This is a genomic window from Bordetella pseudohinzii, from assembly GCF_000657795.2.
GTDB lineage: Bacteria > Pseudomonadota > Gammaproteobacteria > Burkholderiales > Burkholderiaceae_B > Bordetella > Bordetella pseudohinzii.
This window is the reverse complement of record NZ_JHEP02000003.1, coordinates 1-11,723: the sequence shown is the minus strand read 5'-3', so window position 1 is coordinate 11,723 and position 11,723 is coordinate 1. Positions and strand designations below refer to the sequence as shown.

The window sequence follows — 11,723 nt, the reverse complement described above, 5'->3', positions numbered from 1 at the left end:
CTGTGCAGAACCCTAGGCCTTGGGCAGAAAAGCCTGCACCAGCTTGACCCAATAGCTGGCGCCCACCGGCAGCAGGGCGTCATTGAAGTCATAGTTGGGGTTGTGCAGCTGGCAAGGCCCCATGCCGTGATAGCTCTGCAGGCGGTGGTCGCCATCGCCGTTGCCCAGGAAGAGATAGCAGCCCGGCACTTTTTCCAGGAAGAAAGAAAAATCCTCCGCGCCCATGAATTGCGGCACCTGGGGATTGATGTTTTCGCGGCCGAAGGCCTCCTCGGCCACCTGGATGGCGAAGGCGGTTTCTTTTTCCCAGTTGACCAGGGGCGGGTAGGCCCGCACGAAGTCCAGCTCGCCGCTGCCGCCATAGACCTGGGGCAGCGTGGTGGCGATGCGGCGCATATCGGCCTCGATCTTGTCCAACGCCTCCACCGTATAGGTGCGCACCGTGCCGCGCAGCACGGCTTCGCCCGGGATGACGTTATAGGCGTCGCCCGCGTGGATCTGGGTGATGGACAGCACCGCCGGATCCAGGGGATTGCGGCTGCGCGAGACCACGGTCTGCAAGGCCTGCACCATTTCCGCCGCGATCACGATGGGATCGACCGCCGCATGCGGCTGGGCCGCATGGCCGCCCAGGCCCTTGATAACGATGTCCCAGCGATTGCTCGAGGCCATGGTCGGGCCGGCCCGGAAGCCGAACTGGTTGACCGGCATGCCCGGCATATTGTGCAGGCCGAAGATCGCATCACAGGGAAAACGCTCGAACAGACCGTCTTCCATCATGGCGCGCGCGCCGGCATTGCCGCCTTCTTCGGCGGGCTGGAAGATGAAATTCACCGTGCCGTCGAAATCCGGATGCGCGGCCAGGTATTGGGCCGCGCCAAGCAGGATGGCGGTGTGGCCGTCATGGCCGCAGCCATGCATGCGCCCCGGGATGGTGGACTTATGCTCGAAACGGTTGTGCTCGGGCATGGGCAGGGCGTCCATGTCGGCGCGCAATCCCACCGATTTCTTGCCGCTGCCGGCGCGCAATACGCCCACCACACCGGTTTTCCCCAGGCCGGTGTGGACTTCCAGTCCCAGCGCGCGCAGGCGCTCGGCCACCAGGTTGGCGGTGCGGGTCTCCTGGAAGGCCAGCTCCGGATGCGCATGGATGTCGCGCCGCAAGGCGGTCAGCTCACCGTGCGCGCGTTGGATTTCGTCTAGGGTCTTCATGATGGTTGCCGGGGTGGAGAGAACGGTTTTCTTTTAGCACGCGCCGCCGCCGGCCTCGTCGTTGAGGTGGCAGGCGCTCCAGTGCCGCGGGGCGATTTCGCGCAACACAGGCCGTTGCTCGCCGCAGCGCGGCATGGCGCGCGGACAGCGTGGATGAAACGCGCAGCCGGCCGGCGGCGCCAAGGGCGAGGGCAGCTCGCCCTGGATGGGCCGGTACTCGCGCCGCTCGGTATCCAGGGTAGGCAGCTCGCGCAGCAAGGCCTGGGTATAGGGATGGTTGGCCTGGCCGAAAATGGCGTCGGTGTCGGCCAGCTCGACGACGCGCCCCAAGTACATGATGGCGACGCGGTCCGAGATATAGGACACCACGCCAAGATTGTGGCTGATGAACAGATAGGTCAAGCCCAGATCGCGGCGCAGCTGGCCGAACAGATTGATGACCTGGGCCTGGATGGAAACATCCAGGGCCGCCACGGCCTCGTCGCACACGATCACGGTGGGTTTGAGCGCCAACGCCCGCGCGATGCCGATGCGCTGGCGCTGCCCGCCCGAGAACTGATGGGGATAACGCTGTGCATAAGCCGGGTCCAGCCCGACCTGGCGCATCAGGCCAGCCACATAGTCATCGCGCTCGCGACGCGCGATAAGCCCATGCGCCACTGGCGCCTCGCCTATGATGTCGATGACGCGCATGCGCGGATTGAGCGAGGCATAGGGGTCCTGGAAGATCATCTGCACCGCCAGCTCATAGCGCCGCCGCGCCGGCGCGCCCAGGCTCGCCACATCCTCGCCCTGATACTGGATCTGGCCCGCCGAGGGCGACAGAATCCCCGCCACCATGCGGCCCAGCGTGGATTTTCCACAGCCGGACTCGCCCACGATGCCGATGACTTCGCCCGCCCGCACATCGAGGTCCACGCCGGCCACGGCGTGCACCACCTGGTCTTTCAGGCCGGCGCCAAACAGATTCGCGATACGCCCGGCCATGTCCACCCGCCGCTCAAAGCGCATTTCCAGGCCTCGCAGCGACAGCAGGGGGCTGTCCACAGACTTATCCATCATGCCTCTCCCGCATGCCAGCAGCGCACCCAATGCCCGGGCCGGATTTCGCGCGACTCGGGCTCGCGCAGACAGGCGTCGCTGGCGCGCGGACAGCGCTGGCGAAACGCGCAGCCTTCCGGCAGGTTGAGCAGCGACGGCGTCATGCCCGGAATCTGCGCCAGGGGCTGGCCGCGCCCCTGCGCGCTCGGAATGGAGGCCATCAGCCCCAGCGTATAGGGATGCAGGGCATGGCCGATCACATCCTTGCTCGTGCCCGTCTCGACGACGCGCCCGGCATACATGACGGCGATGCGGTCGGCCAGCCCGGCCACCACGGCAAGGTCATGGGTGATCCAGATCAGGGCCGTGCCGGTCTCGCGGCACAGGCGCCGGACTTCGTAGAGAATCTGCGCCTGTATGGTCACATCCAGCGCCGTGGTCGGCTCATCGGCGATGATCACGCGCGGCGAATTCAGCAAGGCGATCGCGATGGCCACACGCTGGCGCATGCCGCCCGACAGCTCATGCGGATAGGCGCGCAAACGCTCCCGCGGCGAGGGGATGCCCACCATGGTCAGGACTTCCAGCGCGCGCGCCATGGCCTGCGAGCGGCTGACGTCATGATGCGCCAGCACCGTCTCCACCATTTGCGTGTCCACCCGCAAGACCGGGTTGAGCGTCATCATGGGATCCTGGAAGATCATGGCCATTTCTTCGCCGCGCAAGGCCCGCCAGCGCTTCGCGTCGGCCTGCCGCAGGTCCTCGCCGTCAAACAGAATGGCGCCCTCGACGATGCGGCCCGGCTCGTCGAGCAGGCCCATGAGCGAAAAGCCGGTGATGCTCTTGCCCGAACCGGACTCGCCCACCAGGCCCAGGATCTCGCCTTGGCGCAGATAGAGATCCACGCCGTCGACGGCCTTGACCACGCCGGCGCGCGTGAAGAAATGCGTCTTCAGATTCCTGACGTCGAGCACGGGCGCCTTGTCCATCATGTCCGCCCTCATGCTTCGTTGCGGGGATTGAGCACATCGCGCAGATGGTCGCCCACCAGATTGATGGCGATAATGAGCAGGGCCAGCGCGATGCCCGGAAAGAACGAGATCCAGTACGTCCCGGACAGCAGATACTCAAAGCCATTGGCGATCAGCATCCCGAGCGAAGGCTCGGTGACCGGCACGCCGACACCCAGGAAAGACAGCGTGGCCTCCAGCGCGATGGCATGCGCCAGGTCGATGGTGGCGATCACGATCAGCGGCGGCATGCAGTTGGGCAGCACATGGCGGAACAGCACCCGCGTCCAGCCCAGCGACATGCAGCGCGCCGCCTCCACGTACTCCTTGCCGCGCTCGACCAGCGCCGCGCCGCGCGCGGCGCGCGCGAAATACGCCCATTGCACCACCACCAGCGCGATGATCACCTTGTCCACCCCCTTGCCCAGGATGGCCAACAGGATCAAGGCCACCAGGATGGCGGGGAAGGACAGCTGGATATCGGCGATCCGCATCAAGAGCGCATCGATACGCCCGCCAAAATAGGCGGCGATCAATCCCACGGCCGCGCCGATCACAAAGGCCGCGGCCACCGATACCGCGCCCACCAGCAGACTGGTGCGCATGCCATAGAGAATCGCCGACAGCATGTCGCGCGCCTGGCCATCGGTGCCCAGCCAATACGTCATGCCGCCGTCGCCGCTGGCGCTGCCCGGAGGCAGCTTGGAATCCAGAATATCCAGGCCGCCGATGTCGTAGGGATTCTGCGGCGCGATCCAGGGCGCGAACACCGCCGCGCCTATCGTGACGATGAGCAGGACGAGCCCGAGCACCGCCAGCTTGCTGGCGCAGAAATCGCTCACGAAGCGCCGCGACGGCGTCATGGGTTTGGCCAGCGCGGCCGTGGTGCTGGTCATCGGCGGGCCTCCAGGCGGACACGGGGGTCGAGCACGGTGTAGATGATGTCCACCACCAGATTGAGCATGACCAGGAAGAACACGATCAGCATCAGATAGGCCACCACCACGGGCCGGTCCAGCGTGATGATGGAATCGATCAGGAGCTTGCCCATGCCCGGCCAGGAAAACACGGTTTCGGTCACGACGGCGAAAGCCACCACCTGGCCCAGTTCGAGCCCGGCCACCGTCACGATGGGGATGAGGATGTTCTTGAGCAGGTGCACGCCCAGCACCCGTTTTTCCGACAGGCCCTTGGCGCGCGCGAACTTGATGTAGTCCTGCGGCAGGCTTTCGCGCGTGGCCGCCCGCGTGACGCGAATGATGAGCGCGCACTTGGCCAGCGCGATCGTGCCCGCCGGCAGGATGATGGCCGCCCAACCGCTGAGCGTCAGGATGCTCAACGGCACGCCGGCCACGCTCACGGTGGCGCCGCGGCCGCTGGCCGGCAGCCAGCCCAGGCTGACGGCGAACACCATGATGAGCATCAGCCCCACCCAGAAATTGGGCAGCGAAAAGCCCAGCACCGACCCCGTCATGATGGCCCGGGAACTCACCGCGCGCGGCCGCAGCCCGGCCAGGATGCCCAGGGGCACGCCGATCAGCACCGACAGCGTCATGGCGACCACGGCCAGCTCCATCGTGGCCGGCATGCGCTGCAGGATGAGGCGCATGGCCGGCTCGCCGGTCAGGAAGCTGTTGCCGAAATTGCCCTGCACGGCCTGGCCCATGAAGATCAGGTATTGCCGCCACAGTGGCTGGTCCAGCCCCAAGGCGGCACGGATGGCGCTGCGTTGCGCCTCCGTGGCTTCCGGGCTGGCCAGCATGGACACGGGATCGCCGACCATGTAGATGCCGGCGAAGACCACCGCCGACATCACCACCATCACGACGATGGTTTGCAGCAGCCTGCGTATGATGGTTGCAAGCATCCGGGCTGCCGCTTACTTCTTCAACGTCGCGTTCTGCGCCAGCGTGATCTGGTCAGGCCGGCCCTTGTAGCGCACATCATTCTTCATGGCCCAGACCGACAGCTCGAAATGCACTGGCAGCATGGCGTAGTCGTCCATGGCCAGATTGCTGGCCTTCTGCAGCAAGGCGGCGCGCTTGGCATCGTCCATGGTGCCGGAGGCCTCCTTGACGAGCGCGTCCATCGCCGGGTTGGAATAGCGGCCGCGGTTGGTGGTGCCCAGGCCGGCCTCGGGATTGCGCGTCACCAGCAAGGAGGTCAAGGCATTGGACATCTCGCCGCTGGTCACCGACCAGCCCGCCAGATAGGCGCTGAAGGAATAGCTGTCGCGGTTCTTGAAGAACACGGGCGGCGCCATGGCGTCCACATTGGTCTTCACGCCGATGCGCGTCCACATCGAGGCGATGGCCTGGGCGACCTTGGCGTCATTGACGTAGCGGCCCGAAGGCGCGCCCAGCGTGATCTCGAAGCCATTGGGATAGCCGGCTTCTTTCAGCAAGGCCTTGGCTTTCTCCACATCCGGCTTGGCGGCCTTGGCGTGCTCCTTGGACGCGCCGAACATGGGGTAGGGCAGCAGGTTGCCGGCCGGCTGGGCCACGCCGCCCATCACGCGCTCGACGATGGCGTCGCGGTTCAGCGCCAGCGACAGCGCCTGACGCACGCGCTTGTCCTTCATGGGATTTTTGTCGGTGCCCTTGACGCCCGGGCTGGGTTCGGCGAACTGGTCCAGGGCCACATACACCACCCGCACCGAGGGCGTTTCCTCGACGAAGAGCTTCTTGTCGGCCTTGAGCTTGGACAGGTCGTCGGTCGGGGGATCCTCGATCATGTCCACATCGCCGGCCAGCAGGGCCGCCACACGGGCCGCGGCATTGGTCATGGGACGGTAGATCACCTTGTCCCAGGTCGGCTTGGGGCCCCAGTAGTTTTCATTGCGGGCGAACACCAGCTCGGCGCCGCGCTTCCATGACACGAATTTATAAGGACCCGTCCCCACCAGGCCGTCGCCGCTGTTGAGCTCGGTGGTCGTCTTGCCTTCCGGCGCCGGGCCCGAGGCCGCCTTCTTGGACATGATGGGCAATTGCGCCAGGTTGACCAGCAGATTGGGCGCCAGCTCCTTGGTGGTGATGCGCACCGTCATCGGATCCACCGCCTCGGTCTTGGCGACCGAGCCCAGATAGAGCGTGAACGGCGACGGGCTGTTGGGCACCTTGGGGATGCGGTCATAGGAGAACACCACGTCCTCGGCCGTAAAGGGCGAGCCGTCGGCGAACTTCACATTGGGGCGCAGCTTGAACGTCCAGACCTTGCCGTCCACCGTCCAGGACTCGGCCAGGGCGGGCTTCGGCTGCAGTTTCTCGTCCGTCTCGACCAGGGAATTGAACAAGGTCTGGGAGATCTGCGTATTGGGCGTGAGCGCGTGATACTGCGGATCCATCGAGCTCGGCTCTGTTTTCAGGGCGATCACCAGATCGCGGGCCCAGGCCTGAGTGCCGAATGCGAGCAACAGCGCCGCCGCGCCACAGCTCAGTCCGCGCGAAAACCGAAATGCCATCTGGATCTCCCAAGAATGTTTCGAGTTCAAATACCGCGCACTGACCATAACCAGCAACCATTGTGCTGCGCAACAGTTATATTCCCTTATTGCCCCTTTCCGCTGTTTTGATTTCGTCCGCCATGAGCAATGCCCTTCCCATCGCCGCCATCGCCACCGCCCCCGGCCGCGGCGGCATCGGCGTGGTGCGCGTCTCCGGGCCCAGCCTGCGGGCCTATGTCCGCGCGCTGCTGGGCCGCGACCTGACCCCGCGCCATGCCCATTACCTGCCGTTCACCGACGCGGATGGCCAGGCCATCGACGAGGGCATCGCCATCTATTTCCAGGGGCCCAGTTCCTATACCGGCGAAGACGTGCTCGAACTGCAGGGCCATGGCGGCCCGGCCGTGCTCAAGCGCCTCCTGGCGCGCTGCCTGGAGGCCGGCCGCGGCATCGGCCTGCGCCTGGCCGAGCCCGGCGAATTCACGCGCCGCGCCTTCCTGAACGACCGCATGGACCTGGCCCAGGCCGAGGCCGTCGCCGACCTCATCGACGCCTCCTCCGAAGCCGCCGCGCGCGGCGCCATGGCCTCGCTGTCGGGCGAGTTCTCGCAGCGCGTCACGGCGCTGGCCGACCGCATCGTGCACCTGCGCATGCTGGTCGAGGCCACGCTGGACTTCCCCGAAGAAGAAATCGACTTCCTGGAGAAATACCAGGCGCGCCCGACCCTGCAGGCCCTGCGCGCCGACCTCGATGTCCTGATCGCGCAGGCGCGCCAGGGCGTCATCCTGCGCGAAGGCCTGCACGTCGTGCTGGCCGGCCAGCCCAATGTCGGCAAGAGCAGCTTGCTCAACGCTCTGGCGGGCGATGACATCGCCATCGTCACGCCCATCGCCGGCACCACGCGCGACAAAGTCGTCCAAGAAATCCATATCGACGGCGTGCCCCTGCACATCGTCGACACCGCCGGCCTGCGCGACACCGACGACACCGTCGAAAGCATAGGCATCGCGCGGACCTGGAAAGAAATCGAGCGCGCCGACGTCATCCTGCACCTGCAGGACGCCACCGCTCCCGGCGATACCCTGGACGCCGACATCACCGCTCGGCTGCCGGCCCGCACCCCCGTGCTCGCCGTCTTCAACAAGATCGACCTCCTGCCCGCGCCGCCCCGGCTGGGCGCCAACCAGATCGGCATCTCGGCCAAGCAAGGCCAGGGGCTGGACGCCTTGCGCGCCCGGCTGCTGCAGCTGGCCGGCTGGAACCCGGGCGCCGAATCGCCCTGGCTGGCGCGCGAACGCCACCTGCACGCCCTGCAGGCCGCCCGCGATCACCTCGACATCGCCGCCGAACACGCCAGCCACGATGACCGCGTGCTGGACCTCTTTGCCGAAGAACTGCGTTTGGCGCACGACAGCCTGTCCAGCATCACCGGCCGCTTCACCAGCGACGACTTGCTGGGCGAGATTTTTTCCAGCTTCTGCATAGGCAAGTGAGGCGAGCCGGCGCCATGCCGGTTCAACACGCCGCCGGCCAAGCCGCCAGACCTTATGATGGCAGCTTCGCAACCGCCACAGGACCGCGCAGCTTGAACGCCCCCGACCTTCCCCAAGATCCCTTTCTGTTTCTGGAATCACTGGACAGCCGCAAGGCCGAGCAATGGGTGTGCGCGCAAAACGAGCGGACCCTCGACCATCTGGACCAGGATCCGGCCATCCCGGCCCTGACCCAGCGCCTGGTCGATATCTATGACTCCCCCGATCGCATCGTCACCTGCTCGCGGCATGGCGATTGGGCCTACAACACCTGGACCGACGCCGATCATCCGCTCGGCCTGGTGCGGCGCGCGCCCTGGCAGGATTGGTTGGCGGGCAAGGCCCGCTGGGAAACCGTGCTGGATGTGGACGCGCTGGCGGTCAACGGCGACAGCCCGGACGGCACGCGCTGGACGCTGGCCGATTTCGACCTGCGCTATCCCGATGGCGAGCGCGCCCTGGTCTCGCTTTCGCCCGATGGTTCGGATGCCTGCATCATCCAGGAGTTCGACGTCGCCACGCGGCGCTTCGTGCCGGATGGCTTCCAGCTCACGGAGCCCGGCCAGCACAGCATGGATTGGATAGACCGCGACACCGTCTATGTGGGCTGGGACGACGATGCCGAACTCACGGATGCCGGCCATCCGCGCCTGCTGCGCCGCTGGCGGCGCGGCACGCCGCTAGAAGAATCTCCCGTCGTGCTCGAATGCGCCAGCAGCGATATCTCCGTGCACGCCTGGTACGACCATGAACTCAAACGCCACCTGGCCGTGCGTTATCTCAGCATGTGGAGCACGGACTGGCTTTGGCTGGACGAGGCCGCGGAACAATGGCGGCGCTATGACGTTCCGGCCGACGCCGAAATCAGCGAGTGGCGCGAATGGCTGTTCATCCATTTGCGCTCGGCCTGGCCGACGGCCGACGCCCAGCACGCGGCCGGCAGCCTGCTGGCCCTGCGGCGCGAGCGCTTCCTGGCGGGCGATACCCGCGCCGATGTGCTGTTCACGCCAGCGCCGCGCCGCGTGCTGGCCGACCTGGATTTCACGCTCAATTACCTCATCCTCACCGAACGCCAGGATTGCGTGACCCATCTGCGCCGCCTGCGGCCCAGGCCCGAAGGCGGCTGGCAGGCCGAGTCCATCGCCACGCCCGGAGACAGCGCGGTGGCGATGACGGCCGTGGACAGTCTGCGCGACGACACCGTGCTCGTGCATGTGGACCACTTTCTGCAACCCACGGCGCTCTACCATGCGCGCGCCAGCGATGCCGGTCCCGATGCCTGGCAATTGCTTGCGCGCCTGCCGCCGCAATTCAACACCGAAGGCATGAGCGCGCAACTGTGCCATGCCACCGCGCCCGATGGCGTGCAGATACCGTATTGGCTCATCGGACGCAGATCTGCGCGGCCGCAACCCTGCCTGCTCTACGGCTATGGCGGCTTTGAAGAAGCCCTGGACGAACCGGCCTATATGGCCACCGCGGGCGTCACCTGGCTGGAAGGCGGCGGGCTCTACGCCATCGCCTGCACGCGCGGCGGCGGAGAATTCGGGCCGGCCTGGCATCAGGCCGCCTTGCGCGAGCATCGCCAGGTCGCCTTCGATGATTTCATCGCGGTGGCCGAATCCCTCATCGACACGGGCGCCACAAGCGCGCGGCAGCTCGCCATCAGCGGCGCCAGCAATGGCGGCCTGCTGGTGGCCGCCTGCATGGTGCGGCGCCCGGATCTGTTCGCCGCCGTGCTCTGCGCCGTGCCGGTGCTGGACATGATGCGCTTTCACAAGCTGCTGCAGGGCGCCACCTGGATCGAAGAATACGGCGATCCGGACGATCCGCGGGCGCGCGCCTGGCTGCTGGCCTATTCGCCTTATCACCAGGTCAAGCCGGGCGTGCGCTATCCCGCGGTGCTCTTTACCACGTCGTCGTCCGATGACCGCGTGCATCCGGGTCATGCGCGCAAGATGGCCGCCCGGATGCAGGCGCAGGGCCACGACCGGGTCTGGTATCTGGAAAGGCGCGACGGCGGCCATGGCGCGGGCGTCGAGGCCCGCAGCATCGCCCACGCCGAAGCGCTCGAAGCCCGTTTTCTGTGGCGGGCGGTCACGCAATAGGCTGGCAGATCCCTAGCCGGCGGCCCCGTAGATCTGGCCGCAGACGTCGCGCAAGGCCTGGGCGAACAGGCCATCCGCCTCGCGCGCCTGGCCGTCCTTGCGGGTAAACAGCGCGATAGGCGGCAAGGCCCACTCAAAAGTGAAGGGGACAATGGCCACGCCGGCGATACGCACCAGCTCATCGGCGATATCGGCCGGCAGGGCGGTGACCGCGCGTTCGCTGGCCGCCACCATTTCACCGATGAGTTTGGAAGAGTTGGTTTCCACGACCGGCATGGGCGGCGGCAGACCCTCGGCCAGGAAGAGCGCGGCCACCTGTTCGCGCATGGGCGTCTGCGCCGTCCCGAGTATCCAGTCCAGATCGGCCAGATCGTCCCAGTTCAGGCGGCCGCGCGCCAGCCGCGCCGCCAGGCGCCGGCTGGCCACCAGGCGGGGCCTTTGGCGGTACAACACTTCAAACTGCAGTTTTTCGCGCATGGTGGGCGCGGCCGCGCGGGCGATCACGGCATCCAGGGCATGCTCTTGCAGCAAGCTCAACAGGACGTCGCTGGTGCCCTCGTGCACCGTCACCGTGATACGCCGCCCATCGGGCAGGGTGCGCGCAATGGCCGACGACAGCAATTGCCCGGACACAAAAGGGATGACCCCCACATTGACATGGGCCGCATGGCCGCTGGCGGCCGCTTCCATATCGCGGGCCAGGTGGTCCAGGTCCTGCAACATGGCCTGGGCGCGCGCCAGCGCAATCTCCCCCAGGGCCGTGGGCACCATGCCGCGCATCGAGCGCGTGAACAAGGGCGCACCGAACATGGATTCGATCTCGGCCAGGGCGCTGGTGACGGCCGGCTGGCTGGTCGCCATATGCTGGGCCACCCGGGTGAGCGAACCGTGCTGGCGGATCAGCAGCAAGAGACGCAGATGGCGCATCTTCAGGCGGCTTGCCAGCCGGTGCAGGATCTCGGCCGCGCTCAGGCTCACGATACGGCCCCGTTTACATATACAGATTTCATGGAATAAGCATAAGGTAAACCTTATGTACTTATAAAAAGCTCAAATCGCTACCTTATATCTGGTCTTTAGACTTGCGTAAATGCTGAGCAGCATCGCCCCGATGCCGGCACGTACCAAGCGAGACAAGACATGCCCCAGAATCCCAACGACCGCCAGGCCGCGCTGGACTATCACGAGTTTCCCACCCCGGGAAAGATCGCCATCACGGCTTCCAAGCCGCTGGTCACCCAGCGCGACCTCGGCCTGGCCTACACGCCGGGCGTGGCCGCGGCCTGCGAAGAAATCGTCGATGAGCCGCTCAATGCTTTCCGATACACCGCGCGCGGCAACCTGGTGGGCGTGATCTCCAACGGCACCGCCGTGCTGG

At 66.3% G+C, this 11,723-nt stretch carries 9 protein-coding genes and 1 pseudogene; 3 read left to right on the top strand and 7 right to left on the bottom strand.

The annotated features are described in order from the left end of the window. Positions 1-12 precede the first annotated feature (12 nt). The 6 genes from L540_RS04430 to L540_RS04405 are packed head-to-tail and all read right to left on the bottom strand — an operon-like array spanning position 13 to position 6,723. The gene (locus L540_RS04430) at positions 13-1,212 is read right to left on the bottom strand and encodes a M20 aminoacylase family protein (protein ID WP_043210769.1); all 1,200 of its coding nucleotides are present in this window, start codon (positions 1,210-1,212) and stop codon (positions 13-15) included. A gap of 33 nt (positions 1,213-1,245) precedes the next feature. After that, positions 1,246-2,274: an ABC transporter ATP-binding protein gene (locus L540_RS04425; RefSeq protein WP_231584738.1), complete on the bottom strand. Its 1,029-nt coding sequence runs from the start codon at positions 2,272-2,274 to the stop codon at positions 1,246-1,248. Continuing rightward, a complete protein-coding gene (locus tag L540_RS04420) occupies positions 2,271-3,242 on the bottom strand; it encodes an ABC transporter ATP-binding protein (RefSeq protein ID WP_043210771.1) in 972 nt (323 codons plus the stop codon). The genes L540_RS04425 and L540_RS04420 overlap by 4 nt, the downstream gene beginning before the upstream one ends. An 11-nt stretch (positions 3,243-3,253) precedes the next feature. Beyond that, a complete protein-coding gene (locus L540_RS04415) occupies positions 3,254-4,159 on the bottom strand; it encodes an ABC transporter permease (protein ID WP_043210772.1) in 906 nt (301 codons plus the stop codon). After that, positions 4,156-5,130: an ABC transporter permease gene (locus tag L540_RS04410; RefSeq protein ID WP_043210774.1), complete on the bottom strand. Its 975-nt coding sequence runs from the start codon at positions 5,128-5,130 to the stop codon at positions 4,156-4,158. The genes L540_RS04415 and L540_RS04410 overlap by 4 nt, the downstream gene beginning before the upstream one ends. 12 nt (positions 5,131-5,142) lie before the next feature. Next, on the bottom strand, positions 5,143-6,723 hold the full coding sequence (locus tag L540_RS04405) for an ABC transporter substrate-binding protein (protein ID WP_043210778.1): 1,581 nt from the start codon (positions 6,721-6,723) through the stop codon (positions 5,143-5,145). 122 nt (positions 6,724-6,845) lie between these two features. On the opposite strand from L540_RS04405, the gene mnmE reads away from it, so the two are divergent. Beyond that, positions 6,846-8,198 (top strand): tRNA uridine-5-carboxymethylaminomethyl(34) synthesis GTPase MnmE, encoded by a 1,353-nt coding sequence (mnmE, locus tag L540_RS04400; RefSeq protein WP_043211154.1) that lies wholly within the window; start codon positions 6,846-6,848, stop codon positions 8,196-8,198. Positions 8,199-8,212: 14 nt separating this feature from the next. Then, entirely contained in the window at positions 8,213-10,345 is a 2,133-nt protein-coding gene (locus L540_RS04395; RefSeq protein ID WP_048025868.1) for a prolyl oligopeptidase family serine peptidase, read from the top strand. Between the two features lie 12 nt (positions 10,346-10,357). Here L540_RS04395 and L540_RS04390 read toward each other — a convergent pair whose 3' ends face one another. Next, positions 10,358-11,323 carry a LysR substrate-binding domain-containing protein gene (locus L540_RS04390; RefSeq protein ID WP_048025866.1) on the bottom strand — a complete coding sequence of 322 codons (966 nt, stop codon included), beginning with the start codon at positions 11,321-11,323 and terminating at the stop codon, positions 10,358-10,360. Positions 11,324-11,485: 162 nt separating this feature from the next. Here L540_RS04390 and L540_RS04385 point away from each other — a divergent pair. Then, positions 11,486-11,723, top strand: a pseudogene (locus tag L540_RS04385) (NADP-dependent malic enzyme); the annotation flags it as partial.

What these genes read in the sequence shown, in the direction of transcription:
- L540_RS04405 (WP_043210778.1), bottom strand. Translation starts at nt 6,723, where the DNA reads ATGGCATTTCGGTTTTCGCGCGGACTGAGCTGTGGCGCGGCGGCGCTG.
- L540_RS04395 (WP_048025868.1), top strand. Translation starts at nt 8,213, where the DNA reads ATGCCGGTTCAACACGCCGCCGGCCAAGCCGCCAGACCTTATGATGGC.
- L540_RS04430 (WP_043210769.1), bottom strand. Translation starts at nt 1,212, where the DNA reads ATGAAGACCCTAGACGAAATCCAACGCGCGCACGGTGAGCTGACCGCC.
- mnmE (WP_043211154.1), top strand. Translation starts at nt 6,846, where the DNA reads ATGAGCAATGCCCTTCCCATCGCCGCCATCGCCACCGCCCCCGGCCGC.
- L540_RS04420 (WP_043210771.1), bottom strand. Translation starts at nt 3,242, where the DNA reads ATGGACAAGGCGCCCGTGCTCGACGTCAGGAATCTGAAGACGCATTTC.
- L540_RS04410 (WP_043210774.1), bottom strand. Translation starts at nt 5,130, where the DNA reads ATGCTTGCAACCATCATACGCAGGCTGCTGCAAACCATCGTCGTGATG.
- L540_RS04425 (WP_231584738.1), bottom strand. Translation starts at nt 2,274, where the DNA reads ATGATGGATAAGTCTGTGGACAGCCCCCTGCTGTCGCTGCGAGGCCTG.
- L540_RS04415 (WP_043210772.1), bottom strand. Translation starts at nt 4,159, where the DNA reads ATGACCAGCACCACGGCCGCGCTGGCCAAACCCATGACGCCGTCGCGG.